A 19967-nucleotide genomic window follows, 5' to 3' on the forward strand; every position below is an offset into this window, starting at 1 on the left:
TAAGATACATTTTGGCTAAAGACAAGACTAAAGAGACACCTTTAATGCAGCAGTACAATGCTATTAAAGCAAAGTACCCCGGTGCATTATTATTGTTCAGAGTAGGCGACTTCTATGAAACATTTGGTGAAGATGCCGTAAAGACCTCCCAGATTCTGGGGATTGTATTGACAAGAAGGGGAAATGGACCAGGTGGTCATATTGAACTGGCGGGATTTCCACATCATTCTTTAGACAATTACCTTTCTAAATTGGTTAGGGCCGGACAAAGAGTCGCGATCTGCGATCAGCTGGAAGATCCGAAACTGACGAAAACCATTGTAAAACGCGGCGTAACCGAATTGATTACACCCGGAGTTGCTTATAGTGACAATATCCTGAGTCAGAAGTCTAACAATTACCTCGCTGCCGTTTATTTCGATAAAGCAGGATTAGGCGTGTCTTTTCTGGACATTTCTACCGGTGAGTTTTATGTGGCGCAGGGCAATGAAGAATATATCGATAAGCTTTTACAAGGCTTTAAACCCACAGAAGTTATTTTTCAGAAAAGTAAAAGACAGGAATTCCTGGAACTTTTCGGGGATAAGTTCTATACCTTCACTTTAGACGACTGGGCTTTTACCACAGATTACGCCACAGAAACTTTGCAAAAGCATTTTGAAGTGAATTCTTTAAAAGGTTTTGGCGTGGATAAGTTGTCTATCGGCATCATTGCCGCAGGGGTTATCCTTCATTATCTGAATGAAACCGAGCACAAGAATCTAAAACACATCAGTGCTATTTCCCGTTTAGAGGAAGATAAATACATGTGGCTGGATCGTTTTACGATTCGCAACCTGGAATTGGTGAGCTCTAACAATGAAAATGCGGTAACGCTTTTCCAGATTTTAGACCATACTTCTACGCCAATGGGGGCACGTTTGCTGCACCGTTGGATCATCATGCCGCTTAAAGAACTGAAACCTATCCAGGAACGCCTGGGGATGGTAGAATATCTGGTAAAAGATGAGGAACTGGTAGAGAAATTCTTAGACCATATTAAACAGATCGGTGATCTGGAACGCCTGATTTCTAAGGTCGGTTTGTTGAAAGTTGGCCCCAGAGAATTGTGTCAGCTGAAAAAAGCTTTGTATCATATTGAGTCGGTCAAAGAGATTGCTAACGCTTCTGCAAACCCATTTTTGATGGCTTTGGCCGCGCAGTTAGATCCTTGTTTGTCCATCCGGGAAAAGCTGGAAAGGGAATTACAACAAGATCCTCCGGCTTTACTGATCAAAGGAAATGTAATTGCAGATGGGGTTAATGAAGAACTAGATCGACTGCGTAAAATCTCCTTCGGTGGAAAAGATTATTTAGTAGAAATTCAAAAAAGAGAAGCGGCCATTACGGGCATTCCTTCGCTTAAAGTTGCCTTCAATAACGTTTTCGGTTATTATCTGGAGGTAACGCATACGCATAAAGATAAAGTTCCTACCGATTGGATCAGGAAACAGACCCTGGTGAGTGCAGAGCGCTATATTACACCAGAGTTGAAAGAATATGAGGAGCAGATCCTGGGTGCGGAAGAGAAGATCATGCAGATCGAAATCCGACTTTACGGGGAGTTAATGGTTCTTGTGAGTGCTTATATCAAACAAATCCAGCTGAATGCTTTCTGTATTGCGCAACTGGATGTGTTGTTGTGTTTCGCACAGTTGGCGGTTCGCAATCACTATGTGAAACCGGTGATGAATAAGGGTAAAGGTTTAGATATCAAGGGTGGCAGACATCCGGTGATTGAAAAAAGACTCCCTGTTGGCGAAGAATACATTACCAATGATGTTTTTCTGGACAATATAAACCAGCAGATCATCATCATTACGGGGCCCAATATGTCGGGTAAATCGGCTATTTTGAGACAAACCGGATTGATCGTATTGATGGCGCAAATGGGCTGTTTTGTTCCCGCTAAAGCCGCAACCATAGGTTTGGTTGACAAAATATTTACCAGAGTTGGTGCTTCGGATAACCTTTCTTCCGGAGAAAGTACGTTCATGGTAGAGATGAATGAGACGGCAAGTATCCTGAATAATATTTCGGAAAACAGCCTGATCTTACTGGACGAAATCGGTAGAGGAACCAGTACTTATGATGGGATTTCTATCGCCTGGGCGATTGCGGAATTCCTGCATACGCATCCAACGGCAAAGCCAAAAACGTTATTTGCTACGCATTATCATGAATTGAATGAGCTGGCAAATACGATGACAAGAATCAAGAACTTTAACGTTTCCATCAAGGAAGTGGGTAATAAGGTGATTTTCCTGCGTAAATTGGTGCCTGGTGGTAGCGAGCATAGTTTCGGTATCCATGTAGCGAAGATGGCTGGTATGCCGCCTAAGCTGATCAACAGGGCGAATGAGATTCTAAAGAAACTCGAAATCGACCGTACGGAAGGACAGAGTATTAAAGATAGCATTAAGAAAGTGCAGAATCAGGCTTACCAGTTGCACATGTTTGCGATTGATGATCCGGTTCTCGTGAAAATAAGAGATACGTTAAATAACCTGGATGTGAATGTTTTAACACCGGTAGAGGCTTTGCTGAAACTGGATGAAATTCAACGCATCATTAAACAATAATGACTATGACCATTAATCAGACCGCTCTTAAAGGAAGATTTAAGTTGTTGATGTTGTTAATGGTATTGCTCATTTTTTCTGCCTGTAGCAGTAGAAAGAATACCAATGTGAATACTAAGGCTGCCAGGGCAGCAGTAGTGATGTCTCAGTTGAAAAGTAAACCTTTGTACCGTTTTATCAACGACTGGACAGGGGTTAGGTACCGTTTAGGCGGTATGGATAAACGGGGCATCGATTGCTCTGGTTTTGCTTTTCTGTTACAGAAAAATATCTATGGCAATGAACTGCCAAGGCGCTCCAGCGATCAGGCCGGAGTGATCAGGACTAAAAGCGTCGGACAATTAAAAGAAGGGGATTTAATCTTCTTTTCTTTTGGTGGCCGTTCGGTAGATCATGTCGGCGTATACCTGAATGATAATTTCTTTGTCCACGCTTCTACTACCCGTGGTGTTGTGGTGGATGACCTAACTTTACCGGCCTATCAAAGGGCAATGGTAAAAGCGGGTTCCTTCAGGAATTAAGGTGTATTTGTGTTTCTAATGCGCTGTTAACCTGTTGGTTTAAGAAAAAACAGGAACAAATGGCCTAAAGTCCTGTTGTATATTATATCAATTGAAATAATATATGACAGAGAGACACACTTATCAAACCGGAATCATTGGAAATTGCGCTTACCTCGCTCACGTAAATAAAAACACCAATATCGACTGGCTGTGCTGGCCTAGATTCGACAGCAGCTTTGTTTTTGGGGGTTTACTGGATCAGGAAAAAGGGGGTGAATTTTCTATTCTCCCGGCTGCTGAGTACTCCTCCAAACAGTATTATCTGGAAAACACCAATATCATTTGTACGGAGATTACCAACGAGGAGGGAAGTTACCGCGTAACCGATTTCGCGCCGCGTTTTCATCAGTTTGAACGCTATTTTAAGCCTTTGATGCTCATCAGGAAAATAGAGCCTTTAAGCGGAAATCCAAGGGTAAAAGTAACCTGTAAGCCGGTATGTGAATACGGTGGCAAAAAACAGAATGCCAGCAGGGGGAGTAACCATCTGGAATTTACGGGCGATACGGAAGACATGCAGCTGAGTACCAATATCTCTTTGAGTTATATCGAAGATGAGAAGTATTTTGCCCTGAATGAACCGAAATACCTGATTCTAACTTATGGGAATGAACTGGATGCACCCATCATCAGCACCGCGGAACGCTTTTTAATGGAAACCAAAAAGTACTGGCGAACCTGGATTAAACACTCCACGATTGTCGGTTTTTATCAGTCTTATATCATCCGTTCGGCACTCACTTTAAAAATCCACCAATACGAAGATACAGGCGCAATTATCGCCGCAAGTACCACCAGTTTGCCCGAATCTCAGGGATCTGGCAGAAACTGGGATTACCGCTATTGCTGGATGAGGGATACCTATTATGTGATCACTTCTTTGAACCATATCGGTCATTTTGAAGAAATGGAGCGGTATTTTAATTACATCACCGATCTTTCTTTCAGAGACGAAGAACGTTATCAGCCGCTTTTCGGTATTGCCGGAGAAAGGATATTAACGGAACATATCGTTCCGGATTTAAAAGGTTATCTAGGCAATACGCCGATCAGAATCGGAAACCAGGCCTATGAGCATATTCAAAATGACATCTATGGGCAGGTGCTGATTTCTATGCTGCCTTTATATACCGACCGACGTTTTATCTACTCGGAAAGAAAAGATTCTGAGAAGTGGCTTGATTATCTTTTGAAAAAGATTGAGCGTACTATTGATGAAAAGGACGCCGGAATCTGGGAATTCAGAAACCTGCCAAACACGCATTGTTATACCAATCTGTTTCAATGGGCAGGAGCAAAGGCCGCTTTGAAAATGGCGAAAACTATTGATAATGTAGGTTTTCAGGAGCGTGCGCAGGTTTTAATCGATAAAGCCGCACAGCATATTGAGGATTGTTATGATCCGGTACGTAAAGTATATACCCATGCGGTGGGCAGTCCTTACCTGGATTCGAGTACTTTACAACTGATCTTAATGAATTATCTGGACCCGAATTCGCAAAGGGCGAAAGATCATTTGATCGCTTTGGAATCAGAGCTTAAAGCAGAAAATGGTTTGTTTTACAGGTATGTGCATACCGATGATTTTGGGAAGCCGAAAACGACTTTCTTAATCTGTGCATTTTGGTATGTGGAAGCCCTGGCTTGTGTGGGCAGACTCGATGACGCAATCAGAGAATTTGAATCCATCATTAAATATTCGAATCATTTGTTGCTGTTTAGCGAGGATGTAGATGAAGTTGACGGTGGGCAGTGGGGGAACTTTCCTCAGGCCTATAGTCATGTGGGTTTGATGAATGCAGCGCACCGGATTGCGATAAAGCTGGACATTCCCTCGTTTTTATAGGGTTTTTGATTGAACAGCAAGCACTGGCCTTTTATCGGACCAGTGCTTGCTGTTTTTTTTTATTACAGGAGTTTTTAAGCTACTGCATGAGTTTATGGTTTTACCGTATTTTTACTGCACGAGTTCTTTTAGTAAGGCTCTTACTTCTCTGAAATCTTTCAGATAGTATCGCGCTGCGGAAATATTGCTGCCTACTTTGATGGTGTAAGCTTCCGGTTCTAAGGCTTTAAAGATGTCTTCGTCGGTATGATCGTCGCCAAGGGCAAGGATAAAATCAGGATCTTGTCCGTAAAGCCAGTTTTGTGCCGCTTTTCCTTTGTTCACCTCAAAGTTTTTAAACTCGATCACCTTATTTCCCGGCATCATCTGTAATCCTTTGTCGGCAATAACCATACGGAGGTGGTTGGTGATTTCATTCGCTCTAAGCGCTCCTAAGCCTTCTTCTACCTTTCGGTAATGCCAAACCAGGGAATAACTTTTCTCTTCAATGAAGGAGCCTGGTGTGCGGTCTGTATAGGTGTCTAAAACCACTTTGACTTCCTGTTTCCATTTATCGGTAAGGAGGGGCAGTGGTTTCCAGTCGGTATGTTTATATTTTTGCCAGGCACCATGTTCTGCAATCATATCGACATCTAAGTGCCCAAACCATTGCTCTAAAGTCTGGTAATTCCGGCCACTAATGATAATCACCTGATTTGCAGGGTCTTTAGTTAACTGTTTTAAAAGGTCGTATAGTTCTTCATCAGGCGATGCCTGATTGATGTCGGCATTAAAACCGACAAGCGTTCCGTCATAATCCAGAAAGATATATCTGTCTTTTGCATTTTTATAATCGGTAGTGATTTGATTTTTAATCGATGCCACGGCATGTTTGGTATGTAAGAATTCCTGCATCGTCTTGACTTCTTTTAATTTATCCATAAAGTTTTTCACCCAGAGGTGTATGTTGAATTTGCTGACAATTGCCCGCATACTTTTCATTCTGCTTTGTTGTTCTTCGGGCGACATATTGATCGCCTGAATCATTGCGGTGACCATATCTCCGATATTATTCGGGTTCACAATCAGGGCGTCGTTCAGTTCTTTTGAAGCACCGGCCATTTCACTTAAGATCAATACGCCATCTTCATTTTGTCTGGACGCGACATATTCTTTACTCACCAGGTTCATTCCATCGCGCATTGGCGTAACCAGACAGATGTCTGCGGCACTATAAATGGCGGAAAGGAATTCTACGGAAAATGAGCGGTAGAAGTAATGTACGGGCAGCCAGCTGATGGTCCTGAACCTGGCATTGATATTTCCTACCAACTGATCAATCTGATCTTTTAGCTCTTTATATTTAGGAACGGTATCTCTGGAAGGCACTACAATCATGTATAGGGCTAGTTTTCCGATATATTCAGGATGTGTTTCCAGTAAAAGCTCTAAGGCCTGGAGTCTTTGTAATATCCCTTTGCTGTAATCGAGCCGGTCTATGGTTAGAATGGTCTTGATGTTTTTTAAGCTGTTTTTAATGGAAACCGTGAATTTTGCCACTTTTGGATCTCTGGTGAGGCGGTCAAATTTCTCATTGTCGATCCCCATAGGGAAGGCTTCTACAACGACTTGTCTGTTTTTATAGATCAGGATATTATCGGAAGGGTTACTGGTCGATAACCTGGATGCGGCACTGATAAAATGTCGGGCATCATCAAAGGTATGGAAGCCTAAAAGGTCTGCCCCAAGCATGCCTTCGATGATTTCTTCTCTCCATGGGATGAGTCTGAAGATTTCGAAAGATGGAAATGGGATGTGCTGGAAGAATCCAATCGTAACCGATGGTTGCTCTTCCCGGATTAGATTAGGTAATAGTAATAGCTGATAATCGTGTACCCAAATCTTATCGCCACTGGATAAATGCTGAGTTACCGCCTGTTTGAATTTTTCATTTACAGCCTGGTAGGCATCCCAATAGGATTGCTCAAAATTTGCATAGGTAACGAGGTAATGAAATACCGGCCATAATATCTCATTTGAAAAACCTTCGTAATAGCCGTTGATTTCTTCGGTGCTTAGAAAGACCGGAATGAGGTTTAATTCGGCCAGCTTTCTGGTCACTTCCTCCTGTCTGTCTTCGGGTACCTCCAAGCCTGGCCAGCCAATCCAGATGTTGTTTCCTTCTTTGTAAATGGAGCCGAGGCCAGTGGCTAACCCGCCTTCGCTGGGACTTAATTGATAGACGCCGTTTTCTTCTGTTATTTTAACCGGTAACCGGTTGGAGATGATGATCGTTTTACTTTCTCTTATCATTATACTAATTATTAACGCGTTTTATTGCTATTTGTTTTGTTTTTTTTAACTACTGAGTATTTATTGTAAGTTTTTCTTTGGAATAAGCAGCATCAATATTGTTAAGTCGCTTGGTTTTATGTTCTTTTAGATTAATAATGATTTCTTTAAACAATGTTGAGATTAGTTATGTATAATTGTTCCGGTCAAATAAAGCACATTATGGAATCTTTAACAGATAGGGTAAATGGTTTGGAAATAATCAATGTTGAGGTACTCAGGTGTTTTCAGGAATTACATGATTTTATAGGGAAGGGCTTTGAGGAGGTAAATAATAACCTGGTTTTGCTGCATCATAGGGTAGGTAGTGTGGAAGAAAGGTTGGATAAGTTGGATGATGGACTGAATAAGCTGGAAGGGGGGATGATTAAGCTGGAACTGGGGACAAAGGTTGGTCTGGATCAGTTGGGAGATCGGGTGGATCAACTGGGGCTCCGGTTGAGCAGAAGAATTGATTCCGTAGAAAATAAGTTGGCCCTGTTGAAAGGGAAATCTGCAGCAAGTATGGAAAGCCTGGACCTTAAGATGAACAGGATGCTGATAAATATATAATACGTATAGAGGTTACAGTTGGCGTAACGGCTAAAAGTTTGGTATTTCTGCTTAAATACGCATGTCTATGACAATAGCTGAGTTAAAAATACTTAGAGAATCAGAAGATCACATAGAATTTAAAGCGGCAACACGTGATTTTAATTATAACGGGGGCTCACATAGGGATCAGAATCTGAGAAGAAAGTGTGTGCTGGGATATGTTGCAGCGCTTAGTAATGAGGGAGGTGGAAAGTTAGTTTTAGGTATGGCTGATAAACATCCTCATGATGTTGTTGGGACTAAATTCGCTGAAAACGAAGTTGGCGCGATGGTGGATGATATTTACGCAAGGATGGGTATAAGGGTTGAGGCGCAAGACCTATATGAGAATGGATTAAGAGTATTGATTTTCACTGTACCAAAACGTCCAGTCGGCAAACTGATGAAGTATGAAGGAGTTCCACTTATGCGCATTGGGGACAGTTTACGAAATATGTCTGATGAGGAGATGTTTAAAATACTATCGGAGCAGGAACCAGACTTTTCTGCTAAAATTTGTGAGGGACTAATAGTTGATCAGTTAGACCCAAATGCCATTTCTATTTTAAAAAGCCGGTTCGCAGTAAAAAACAATAATCCGGCATTTAGAAATACTGACGATCTTCAGGCATTATCGGATCTTGAACTAATTGTTGGCAATAAGGTTACTTATGCAGCCTTAATCCTTTTAGGTAAAAAGGAAAGTATCCGGAAATATTTGCCTCAATCTAAGACAATATTGGAATATAGGGGAACAGAAATGCAAATTCCCAGCGACTGGAGAGAGGAGATCATTGATCCACTTTTTGTTGGTTTAGATGTAACATGGAAGCTGATCCATTCGAGAAATTCAGTTGAACATATTCATAATGGCCCATATATAGACGATGTAACTGTATTTGATGAAGTTGTGGTACGTGAGGCATTGTTTAATGCTATTGCACATAGAGATTATAGTTTAACCTCAGAAATACTCATCCGCCAATCCCCTAAGAAATTAACAATTAATAATCCTGGAGGGTTCCCAAAAGGAGTGACTTTGGAGAATATCATTACCATCAATAGTACCCCCAGGAGCAGGCTTCTTTCAGAAGTTCTTTTAAAAACTGGCCTTGTGGAAAGGTCGGGACAAGGTATTGATAAAATCTACTCCATTTCTCTTGCCCAGGGAAAACCGGAACCCGATTATTCAAGCTCTGATCTTTTTCAGGTTTCACTAAGTTTAGATGGACAGATTACAGACAGCGCATTTTATCTATTTATTAAAAATGTATCTGGTCTGCTTGCGGAAGATCAGCGGTTAAGTGTCCATGATATTATTGCATTAGCTAAAATAAGAGATGGTCATTTAGCAGGGATCAGTAAAAATGTTATTCAGAAACTTGAATCTAGTGGTCTGATTAATAGAATTGGTTCAGGTAATAGTCAGCGCTATATCCTTGGGAAGTTATATCAGGATCTAATGAGTGTCCCGCTAAAAATTGGAAATTATACAACAAGCGAAGTAGCTACGGTGATCAATCTTTTAGCACAAAGAGGTATGACTAGAATGGGCGGGATTGTTGAAGTATTTAAAGCCGGATTAACAAGGGAGCAGGTGAAGTTTCTTGTTGAGAAGCTAGTTGAAGATGGGGTTGTTGATAAAATGGGTAAAGGTAATACAACAAGTTATATGGTAAGTTCTAAATTTGATGTTAATGATAACCCTGTAGGAAAAGTTGAAGCATATCTAGTTACTAAGCATGCAAGTTAACTCCCCAACTTACTATCATAATTCCCCAACTAGTTTGCTTTGATAGTGATGTTAAAGTTGGTCTGGGTGCTAAATACCCAGTTAAAGGGGGATTAGAGCTCATAGCTTATACAAAGGGGTAATAATTCAATTCCCCAACTTATAAAGAAGAGAAATTCTTTAACATATGGATTGCTGCCATTCTGCTATGATCATTTTATCACTTCCAATAATTTTGCTTCCAGATTATCGCCAGTCAAATTACGGGCAATAATCTTTGCCCAAAAATCCAATAACACATACTTTCCTTTAAAATCCGATAGCTTAACCGAACAATCCCTGACCTTGGATTCCATTGTAAAGGATCGATGCAGCTGTCAGTTTTATTTCAGGAATTGTTTAGTTAATGAGGAGATAGCTAGAGTCTCGCCTTTTGGTACCTTTTCTAGAATTGATCCTGGTATATAGAAAATGATGCTGATTTTGCATTTGGTGTAAAACAAAAAAGCCTGAAATCTTACGATTCCAGGCTTTTTGTAGGTTTTGATACCTTAGCGGAGAATGGGGGATTCGAACCCGCGGACCCTTTAACAAGTCAACAGTTTTCAAGACTGCCGCAATCGACCACTCTGCCAACTCTCCGAGACAAAAGTACGAACTCTGCTTGATTCTGCAAATTAAGAAACAGATAATCTAACGAAATCCCGGTAAGCCCTTAAAAATGAGCTAGAATAATTTTCTATCTTATCGTCTGATCAGGCGTAGAACCCTGTTTTTTGAACAAATTGTAGCTTGGACGCAGAATTTTAACACTTCTTTTCGACAAGTCTACACTCGCATTTAGCTCAAAACCGACTAAAAGTATCAAAGAATTTAAATATAACCAGATCATCAGCACGATTAAGGTGCTGATAGAACCATAGATTTTATTGTAAGAGCTAAAATTATCTATGTAAAAGGAAAATCCCCAGATGGTCAGAAAGGCAAGTATCGTTGCCAGACAAGAGCCCGGACTAAAGAACTTCCATTTCTTAACATGCGAAGGACCGTATTTATACAAGATAGAAATGGTCACAAAATAAAGAATCCCCAATAGGGCCCATCTGATCAGCTGAATCAGGTATACCGTAAAACTGCCTTTAATATTCAGCTTATTTAGCATGATCACACCGATAGTCATAGCCACGATGCAGATGATCACGGACAAAGCAATGGTAATGGTTAACAGTACCGCAATCAGGCGCTGCTTTAGCCAGCTCCGGTCTTCGATGATTAACGACGACTTATTGAAGGCCATCATCAGGCTATGCACCCCATTTGTAGCGAAAAACAGCGATAAAAAGAATCCAAAGGATAGCAAACCACCGTTCTGCTGATTTACAATCTCATTTAAGGTCGTTTCAAAGGCTTTATACGCATCAGCTGGCAGTATTAACACAATCAGCTCCATCAGTTGCTTCTGGAAGCCAATACGCTTAGGGATAAAGGGAATCAGGGTAAATAAAAAGATGATCGCCGGAAATAAGGCCAGCATAAAATTATAAGCCAGGGAAGAAGCCTTGTTGACTAAAGAATCCTTCCCGATCTCTGTAAAAAAAAATGTGGCAACCGTGTAGAGGGGCAGCGGACTGAAACCAGGCAGTATGCATACTTTGGTCCAATCGATAAACAAAGCGTAAATCCTGATTTTTAGTAGTTGCTTATGAACCCACTCCATCTATCAAATTTAATTAAAAAATACCTTTAACTTCTCCATGAAATTTTCAGGAGGGGAGCAAGGTTTGTTTTTTGCCATGTCGACAAACACCAGAGTGGTTTTGCCGATATTAATCAGCTCACCTGCCTCATTAAATAGTTCATATACAAAATAGATACGAACGCCCGGAAGCTCGTGTATCGTGGTTTTGATGGTGATCTCCTGGTCGTACAGTGCCGGTTTGATGTACTTACAATTCAGCTCTAAAACCGGCATCATAATCCCACTACTCTCCATACCAGCATAATCCATGCCCAGGCTTCTTAACATTTCCACCCGCGCCACTTCATAATATTCCGCATAGTTGCCGTAATATACGTAGCCCATCTGATCCGTTTCCCCGTATCTTACCCTTACTTTCGTGCTATGTGTAAACATCCTATTTGAAAATGTTTTTCTTGTTTAAAGCCTCTCTGTATTTTTTCGCATTGATCTCATGTTCCTGAACAGTAACCGCGAAATTATGGAAACCAGAGAAGTCTTCTTTAGCACACATATAAATGTAATTGTTGTCGTCTTTATTCAAAACCGCATCAATAGCATTGATACTCGGCATCATGATTGGGCCCGGAGGCAAACCTGCATATTTGTAGGTATTGTATCTCGAAGGCACCTGTAACAGTTTGTTAGTTACCCTTTTTACCGTAAAATCATCGTTTGCAAAGATCACCGTTGGATCTGCCTGCAATAAAATGCCTTTTTTTAACCTGTTTAAGTATAAACCAGCAATGATTGGCATTTCTTTGTCGTATAAAGCCTCTGCATCTACGATTGAAGCCAGAATGGAAACCTGAATTGGACTTAGGTTTAAAGCAGCTGCCTTACGTTTACGCTCATCATTCCAGAACTTGGCATGTTCTTTCTGCATTTTCTCAAAAAACTCCATCGGAGAAATATTCCAGTACACCTCGTAAGTGTTCGGAATAAACATCGTATAAATGTTGTCTTTATTGAAGCCGTATTTTTCAATTAATGCGGTAGAATCCAATACCGTGATGAAAGCTAAAGAGTCAGCTTCCAGGTTTTTCGCAAGGTATCCTGCAAAATCCTCTTTCTTCCTGATGTTCTGGAATTTTAGTTTAACAGGGTCTTGATTTCCAGCTTTCAACATGTTGATCAACGTTCTGTTGTTCATGCCTTTGCTCACTTTGTAGCGACCAGGTTTTAAGGTTTGTGCAAGATCCATTTTCGCAGCTGCCTGACTAAATGACCCGATATCTGTCAGGATATCTTTCTTGCGTAATTCTTCAAACAGGTCATCTAAATGGCTTCCTGTTCTTACATACACGTATTTTTCGTTACCGGTGATGTTAGGGGCAAAGAAGACTTTGTAGAATTTCAACCCGAAATAACCACCAACGACCAATACCACCAGCAATGCGGCTAATATTACTTTAGTGCTTTTTTTAAAGCTTTTTTCGTTTTCGTTTGACATATATAATGACGGTAATAATTATTTTTTATTTATTGGACAAGGTAATGTTTACTGGTGTGCCGATTTTAACTTTCGATACGGAATCCGTTAAGAAAGGGTCTTGTCTTACAATAACCGCATTGGCAGTATCTGTAATTTCGCCCTCATAGAACACGTTTCCTAAGGTCAGCATGGCACCATTTCTCAAGGCAAATATCGCTTCATCTTTCGTTAAGCCGATTAATGATGGAATATCCACTTCTTCGTCTCCTTTTCCATTACCCAAAACCAGGTCAATTCTTGAGCCTTTAGGCATAGATTCGCCGGCTCTGATCGGTTGTCCGCCAAATAAAGCTTCTAACACCACGTCTCTGGCCTGATCAGATTTATAGGTCGTATCTCCTAGTTTTAAACCGAAACTCTCCAGTAATGCCTGAGCTTGTCTGAATGGTTTGAACTCAATATCAGGGAATTTAACGTTCGGAGCCATAGCCACATTTACCGTTAAATAGATGGTACGGTTGTCTTTTACAAAAGTACTGGCTTCCGGATCCTGATCAATCACGATGCCCGGAGGAGAATCCATCACAAACACAGAATCAACTTCGTAACGAAGTCCTAAGGCCTCTAACTTGCTTACCGCCTGTGTGAAAGACAGCCCTTTTACTGCCGGAACGTTTAAGCCCTGACCGTGTTTGGTGTAATATCTTAAACTAAAGAAAGCCGCCAGGATGATGACCACCACCGTAACTATCGCGGCAATGATGTTGGTTCTAAAGGATTTAGTCTTTAGGTAAGCTATAAATTTACTCATAGGGATTATCTATTCATTAAGGTGTATCGCCCAAATTTAGGCTAAAAAAATATTTTATTGGAATTAAAATGACATCTGGGTCAACTAATTTATATTTGTGCTTACAATTGACTTATTACTTTGAATAGGTTTTAACACGCTTAAAAATGAAGAAAACATTAGCATTACTAACCGGTGGGACCACAGGTGAGTGGGTCATCTCCGTTAAAAGTGCAGCCACTATCGCCCAAAATCTGGATACCGACAAGTTTGATGTTTATAAAATAATGCTAACCCAACAAGGTTGGTTTTATGAACCAGCAGACTCTGTGAAAATTGAAGTAGACAGAAATGACTTCTCCCTGAATATTAAAGGTAGAAAAGTTACTTTCGACGGCGTTTTTATTGCTATTCATGGTTCTCCGGGCGAAGATGGTAAATTACAAGGCTATTTTGATATGCTAAACCTACCTTATACCACTTGTGATGCGCTAACTTCTGCCATTACGATGAATAAAGGATATACTAAAGCTATTGTTCAGGGCATCGAAAATCTGCATGTAGCCAAGTCTGCACAGATCTTCAAAAATGTTGCGTACAGCCTGGAGCAGATCAAAAGAGACCTTAAAATTCCTTACTTCGTGAAGCCTAATAATGGGGGTAGCAGTATCGGAATGAGCAAGGTAAAACATGGTGCTGATTTAGAAAAAGCAGTAGAGAAAGCTTTTAAAGAAGATACGCAGTTGTTGATTGAAGAGTTTATTTCCGGAAGGGAATTTACCGTAGGTGTAGTGAAACTGGATGGCAAAGTAGTCGTGCTTCCTGCTACAGAAGTGGAAACAGCAAAAGAGTTTTTTGACTTTGAAGCGAAATACACGCCTGGCGTAGCTGTAGAGACCACTCCTGCACGCATCAGACCAGAAACTAAAGACAGAGTTGAGCAGATTGCCAAAGATGTATATGCGAAATTAAATTGTAGTGGGGTAGTCCGCATAGATTTTATCCTGACGGAAGATGAAGGTGATTTTTACTTCATTGAGGTCAATACCATCCCCGGACAAACAGCTACCAGCTTTATTCCGCAGCAAGTTGCGGCAATGGGCATGAAACTGAATGACTTTTACACTAAACTGGTTAAAGAAACCATTGGTTAAAAATGGTGATCAGCTGATTGGCTAAAGAATATTAAATACAAAAAAAGGGCCTGATGATTAATTAATCATCAGGCCCTTTTTTTGTATAAGCTTTTTTCTAATCATTAGAATCTGTATCCAACGCTAATTCCTGATCTCATTCCTGCCCATGGGCCACTGAAATCAATTTTAGCACCATCGCCATCTACTGTAGATTTTACTTTAACCAATGGAAGATCTTCCAGATCAGTTAAGGCATCTCTTAGTTCCTTTTGCTCTTCAGTACTAAGTTTCTTTTTTCCTGAAATGCTACCTGAGTTAGATCCGTAATTAGGACCTAAAATCCACCAGTCAAGGTAAACCGCTTTGCTTAGTTTCCATTGTGCACCAAAAAGAACACCACCTGTAATGGTATTCAGGCTACCTTTCATGTCTATTTTGTCTTTTACGGTAGTTGTACCGAAAGTCGCCTCATAATTATATGGAAGGCTAACATCATATTTTGCGTATCTTACAAATGGTGCTACATAGAATCCACGGAACACACTTTGACCAAAATAATACCTGAATTCAGGCGTGATCGCAAAGTTACCCGTTTTAAAATCTTTAATGCTTTCCCAGGTTTGGTCATCATCAATCAGACTTTTAAAGGTCGAGCTGAAAGGAACATGAGATTTTGGCATCAATCTGAATCCCATCGCTACGGAAATCTTTTTGCCAACCGCACGTTCATACTGGAAGGAATAGGTTTTTAAAGCCACAGCAGCTACATTCCATTTAACCAGGTTTTTAGCATCACCATTGTCAACTTCCTGATTTGCATTTACCTGTTGGGCAAAGCTATTGGTTGCTGAAAAGGTTAGTGCTGATATACCGTACATTAACATTGTTTTAGTAAAGATTTTTTTCATATAAATACAATTAGTTTTGAGCGGCCTAAATTATGTATTTTAAAGTGTTAAACCTTAATAGTTTTCCATCTTCCTTTTTTAAATAAGATATATCCCGCAATGGCGATACCAATTTCCGCAACAGGAATCGCGATAAACACACCTGTAGGGCCCATTTCAAGGTGTTTTGCCAGTAAGTAAGCCAGTGGAATTTGAAATAACCAGAAACCAAAAAAGTTGACCCAGGTAGGTGTCCAGGTGTCCCCTGCACCGTTAAAGGTGCTTACTAAGACCATACCGATCCCGTAAAAGATATAACCGAGACTCATAATTTGTAAAGCATGAAGCGCCACTTCCTGTACTAACTGATCATTGGTGAAAAAGGAAATGAAGTAGTAGCCGCCAATAAAGGTAAAAGCCATCACTAAAACCATATAAACGACAATATATTTTGCGGTCTTCATCACCGAATCTATAGCACGTTGCAAGTGTTTAGCCCCCAGATTCTGACCCACTAATGTCGCTGCCGCATTACTCATTCCCCAGGCCGGAAGCATAAAAAACATCATCAACCTTAATGCCGTCTGATAACCCGCAGAACCGTGATCTCCACCGGTTTTCGCCACCAGTTGTGCCAGGAAAATCCAGCTACAGGAAGCGATAATGAACTGAAATATACCGGGCGTAGCAATCTTTAACAAAGCTTTCATCTGCTCGAAATGAGGCTTGAAATAGGAGAGCTGCACTTTTAATAGCCCTTTACCATTCACCAGGTGCCAAACCTGATACGCAACGCCCATACTTCTTCCAATAGTGGTGGCAATTGCCGCACCGGTTAAGCCAAAAGCAGGAATAGGGCCAAAACCATTAATCAGAACCGGACATAAAATGATGTTCGCAATGTTGGCAATCCATAGACTTTTCATCGCGATAGCCGCGTTTCCGGCACCTCTGAAAATTCCGTTAATCAGGAAAAGGAGGACAATAATGACACTACCACCCATCATAATCTGCGTAAAAGTAGTCCCATGGGCAGCGGTTTCTTCGGAAGCGCCCATCAATAACAAGATGTCGGAGGCATAAATTACACCCAATATGCTAATGATCAGGTTAAACGCAACCGCAATGATGATTGCCTGAACACCTGCTTTTGCTGCGGCCTCAGGGTTTTTCTCGCCGATTCTTCTGGAAACTACTGCGGTGGCAGCCATACTCATTCCGATGGCCAGAGAGTAAATAATAGTCAATACGGACTCTGTTAAGCCTACAGTTTGTATCGCATGACTACTATTCGGCAGGTGACCCACAAAATATAAATCTACCAGTGCAAATACGGATTCCATCGCCATTTCCAACATCATTGGAATGGCCAGTAACAGCACCCCTTTGCGGATGCTTCCTTGTGTAAAGTCAAGGTCTTCGCCTTTTAAGGCCTGTTTTAAAAGTGATATAATTCGGGATAGCTTGCTCTTTGAAGCGGTTTGTGCTGCAGACATATAAACATAAAAATTAGGGAATAAACCAGAAATCAGCCTCGAAATGCCGATTAATTAATAGAAATAAAGGGGGAATCCCAGGTGTTAGAACCTTAAGCGGGAAGATTAACTATCATCGTATTGCGGTTTAGTTAGATTCAAAGATAGTTTTTTCAGCCAAAAATCCTTAAAAAAACACCATTATTTTATTAAGGTATAGGTTGTGTTTTTGCTCCCGCTATTATCTTTTGATAATATCCCTTTTGCTATTAAATCCTTGATATCTCTTAAAGCAGTGTCTGAAGAACATTTAGTCATTTTGGCCCATTTGCTGCTTGATAATTTACCAAAGAAATCATCTAATAGTGTGCTTATCATATATTGTTGGCGACTGTTTAAGGATGTTTCACGATGTTTTTCCCAAAACTGATTGCGACTGGAAACCGCTGCCAGCGTTTCATCGCTATGGTTCATCGCCTGTAACAGGCAGTCTAAAAACCAGCTCAACCAGGTGGTGATGTCCAATCCACCTTTTTGTGTATGTTCTAATATATCGTAATACGCAGATTTGTCCCTTAATATCTGTGCCGACATACTGTAAAACCGCTGTGAAGTGCCATCAGCACGAGACAATTGCATATCCGTTAAAGCTCTTGTCATACGGCCGTTACCATCATCAAATGGATGGATCGTTACAAACCATAAATGTGTAATGGCCGCTTTCAGCACAGGATCAGTGGTTGATGGTGCATTGAACCAATCTATAAAGACCTTCATTTCTTCGGATAAACAAGCCGATTCAGGTGCTTCATAATGTATTTTCTCCCGGCCGATAGGCCCGGAAACGACTTGCATCGGACCAGCCTCCCCGGTACGCCAGGCGCCTACGGTTATTTTATGCATCCCACTTCTTCCGGTCGGAAACAATGCGGAATGCCAGCCGAACAAACGATCCGCTGTCAACACATTGGTATAACCTTGTGTTGCATCCAGCATCATTTCAACTACACCTTCAACGTCCCGTTCTGCGGCCACAGCACCTTCTATTTCAATGCCAAGCCTCCGCGCTATAGAAGATCTTACTTGTTCTCTATTGAGATTTTCGCCCTCTATCTCGCTGGATTTGGTCACATCAAGGGTCAGGGTTTCTAATACCGCATATTCCTGGATCTTAAATCCGGCCGCACTCATTAAACCCAATATCCGCCCTTGTCTGTACCGCACTTCTCCTAATCTTTTCAGAATAGCATCGGTATCCCAGGTAAAGTCCGGCCAGTTTTTTAGTTGATGTAGGTACATATTCTCCGCATTTATGCAGTAATGTAGGCATTATTCCCCACATTTCACAAGATTCACCGCATATTTGCGGCGAATAAGCACGAGGTTCCCCGCAAACCGACCGCAGGGAAGAAATTCGAATGAATATAGTATAGGAGAGAAACCAGTGATCTGGTAAATAGAAAAACCTGGTTAAGCAACAGCATAACCAGGTTTTTCTAATATAAATATAAATCTATTTGATGACCCAGTAACCAAATGCCAACCATAACAGGCCTTTGATCAGGAAGAATAAAAATCCCCAGATTCCAAACTTCTTTACCCATTTTAAAATGGCGGCCTTTTTTTCTGATGTGGGTGTATTTGTCATAATTAAAGTGATGCTTTCAGGACTTCGCGCCAGCTTTCTAATTCAGGAATTCCAGGCTTGCGTTTACCAAAAAATTGAACAATCATTTCTCCGTTTTTGTCAAACAATTCGATGGAGTTTACATCGCCATCGGTAGATGGTTTTACCACCTGCCATACGCTACGAACTTCATCCTCACGAAGGTGCAAATTAAATTCTGGATCTAAAACATTGAACCAGGGACCCATGTCTACCAGTTTTGTAATATTTCCGCTGTGAATCTGGATACAACCTGAATTTGAGGTGAAAACCATTACTGGAACTTGTTTTTCTGAACAGGCTGTCATCGCTTTTCTAAAACCTTCAACCGTTGTTTCTTTTGCTCTTCCTGCTGGTGCCAGACGTAAGGCCTGAGTTCTGGTTACTTTAAACTTTCTCAGCAACATGAAAAATTCATGACTATCGCCCATCTTGTTCCATGCTTCCTGAAAACCAGCGACATCGATTTCTGAATCCGGTAGTTCTGCTACAGGAGCAGCTTCCGGAGCAGGTTCAAGCACTACAGCCTCCTGCTCAGCTTTGCGGAATTTAGCCACTAAAGCTTCATAAGCTTCCACATTGCTGCGGTCTGTCAGGTAAATTTTATGGATCGCATTGCCATGCACATCAAAAAACTGTAAACTCTGACGGTCATTTTCAGACACGGCAAAACCATATTTCCATACACGTAAGAATAAACGCAAGTCGATATCTGCGCCTAAAACCAATCCGGCATGAGGCGTAAAGGAAATGTTTTCATAAACGCCTTTTCTCTCGTTCACACAATATTCATTGCGGGTTAAGGCCATTACATAACCCAATGAGGTTACAGATTCCAGTATTTTTTCAAAGTCGGACTCTAAAAAAGTAACGGTACTACCTAATCCGGTCATCAATAAGGCGGCTTCACTAACTTCCAGTTCTTGTGCCGCTTCTCTGATGCGTTTCTTTGGATTGGCAATTTTATAGGCTTCGTATTTTTCTTTAAGGGTGTTGGTTGCGGTAATCATATCAGGTGTTGGGTTAAAATAATTCCTTCGGTCTTGCTAAGATATTGGTAAATGTAAGCATATTTGCTCACTATTTAGAATGATTAAAAACAATACTCAGCAAACCAGGTTCTTTTTAACGTTGGAAAGGAGCACTTATTACCCCTGAAAATCTGCCTGTCCAA

16 protein-coding genes and 1 tRNA gene are annotated in these 19967 nt (G+C 41.0%); 6 read left to right on the forward strand and 11 right to left on the reverse strand.

Translation table 11 applies throughout. The features are described 5' to 3' along the window. Nucleotides 1-11: 11 nt before the first annotated feature. The 3 genes from mutS (at nt 12) to R2Q66_RS19350 (ending at nt 5030) form a co-directional block, all read left to right on the forward strand. Entirely contained in the window at nt 12-2621 is a 2610-nt protein-coding gene (mutS, locus tag R2Q66_RS19340) for a DNA mismatch repair protein MutS (protein ID WP_316752147.1), read from the forward strand. Nucleotides 2622-2626: 5 nt separating this feature from the next. Then, complete coding sequence (locus R2Q66_RS19345) at nt 2627-3142, forward strand: C40 family peptidase (RefSeq protein WP_316752150.1); 516 nt, start codon at nt 2627-2629, stop codon at nt 3140-3142. Nucleotides 3143-3245: 103 nt separating this feature from the next. Continuing rightward, entirely contained in the window at nt 3246-5030 is a 1785-nt protein-coding gene (locus R2Q66_RS19350; protein ID WP_316752151.1) for a glycoside hydrolase family 15 protein, read from the forward strand. A gap of 111 nt (nt 5031-5141) precedes the next feature. Here the strand turns inward: R2Q66_RS19350 and R2Q66_RS19355 are convergent, their stop codons facing one another. Further along, nucleotides 5142-7322 (reverse strand): bifunctional alpha,alpha-trehalose-phosphate synthase (UDP-forming)/trehalose-phosphatase, encoded by a 2181-nt coding sequence (locus R2Q66_RS19355; protein ID WP_316752153.1) that lies wholly within the window; start codon nt 7320-7322, stop codon nt 5142-5144. 201 nt (nt 7323-7523) lie between these two features. Between R2Q66_RS19355 and R2Q66_RS19360 the strand changes: the two genes are divergently transcribed. Beyond that, nucleotides 7524-7913: a hypothetical protein gene (locus tag R2Q66_RS19360; protein WP_316752155.1), complete on the forward strand. Its 390-nt coding sequence runs from the start codon at nt 7524-7526 to the stop codon at nt 7911-7913. Between the two features lie 67 nt (nt 7914-7980). Continuing rightward, a complete protein-coding gene (locus R2Q66_RS19365) occupies nt 7981-9687 on the forward strand; it encodes an ATP-binding protein (protein ID WP_316752157.1) in 1707 nt (568 codons plus the stop codon). 534 nt (nt 9688-10221) lie between these two features. Here R2Q66_RS19365 and R2Q66_RS19370 read toward each other — a convergent pair. The 5 genes from R2Q66_RS19370 to R2Q66_RS19390 form a co-directional block, all read right to left on the reverse strand. Continuing rightward, a tRNA-Ser gene (locus tag R2Q66_RS19370) sits at nt 10222-10308 on the reverse strand. 97 nt (nt 10309-10405) lie between these two features. Beyond that, nucleotides 10406-11383, reverse strand: coding sequence for a YihY/virulence factor BrkB family protein (locus tag R2Q66_RS19375; protein ID WP_316752159.1), 978 nt, complete (start codon nt 11381-11383; stop codon nt 10406-10408). A 9-nt stretch (nt 11384-11392) separates the two neighbouring features. Further along, nucleotides 11393-11800, reverse strand: coding sequence for an acyl-CoA thioesterase (locus tag R2Q66_RS19380; protein WP_182954671.1), 408 nt, complete (start codon nt 11798-11800; stop codon nt 11393-11395). A gap of 1 nt (nt 11801) precedes the next feature. Beyond that, entirely contained in the window at nt 11802-12857 is a 1056-nt protein-coding gene (gene mltG / locus R2Q66_RS19385) for an endolytic transglycosylase MltG (RefSeq protein ID WP_316752165.1), read from the reverse strand. Nucleotides 12858-12882: 25 nt separating this feature from the next. Then, the gene (locus R2Q66_RS19390; RefSeq protein WP_316752167.1) at nt 12883-13650 is read right to left on the reverse strand and encodes a PASTA domain-containing protein; all 768 of its coding nucleotides are present in this window, start codon (nt 13648-13650) and stop codon (nt 12883-12885) included. Nucleotides 13651-13796: 146 nt separating this feature from the next. On the opposite strand from R2Q66_RS19390, the gene R2Q66_RS19395 reads away from it, so the two are divergent. After that, nucleotides 13797-14783, forward strand: a complete 987-nt coding sequence (locus R2Q66_RS19395; RefSeq protein ID WP_316752169.1) for a D-alanine--D-alanine ligase — start codon at nt 13797-13799, stop codon at nt 14781-14783. Between the two features lie 104 nt (nt 14784-14887). Here the strand turns inward: R2Q66_RS19395 and R2Q66_RS19400 are convergent, their stop codons facing one another. The 5 genes from R2Q66_RS19400 to R2Q66_RS19420 all read right to left on the reverse strand — a co-directional run bounded on the left by R2Q66_RS19400 (nt 14888) and on the right by R2Q66_RS19420 (nt 19803). Further along, entirely contained in the window at nt 14888-15673 is a 786-nt protein-coding gene (locus R2Q66_RS19400; RefSeq protein ID WP_316752171.1) for a DUF3575 domain-containing protein, read from the reverse strand. A gap of 47 nt (nt 15674-15720) precedes the next feature. Next, nucleotides 15721-17148, reverse strand: a complete 1428-nt coding sequence (locus R2Q66_RS19405) for an MATE family efflux transporter (RefSeq protein WP_316752173.1) — start codon at nt 17146-17148, stop codon at nt 15721-15723. A gap of 180 nt (nt 17149-17328) precedes the next feature. Further along, a complete protein-coding gene (locus R2Q66_RS19410) occupies nt 17329-18426 on the reverse strand; it encodes a Fic family protein (protein ID WP_316752175.1) in 1098 nt (365 codons plus the stop codon). Between the two features lie 214 nt (nt 18427-18640). Then, a complete protein-coding gene (locus R2Q66_RS19415) occupies nt 18641-18775 on the reverse strand; it encodes an alanyl-tRNA synthetase (RefSeq protein WP_316752177.1) in 135 nt (44 codons plus the stop codon). A 2-nt stretch (nt 18776-18777) separates the two neighbouring features. Then, nucleotides 18778-19803 (reverse strand): hemin-degrading factor, encoded by a 1026-nt coding sequence (locus R2Q66_RS19420; protein WP_316752179.1) that lies wholly within the window; start codon nt 19801-19803, stop codon nt 18778-18780. Nucleotides 19804-19967 lie beyond the last annotated feature (164 nt).

The sequence above is a fragment of the Pedobacter gandavensis genome (assembly GCF_032677645.1).
GTDB lineage: Bacteria > Bacteroidota > Bacteroidia > Sphingobacteriales > Sphingobacteriaceae > Pedobacter > Pedobacter gandavensis_A.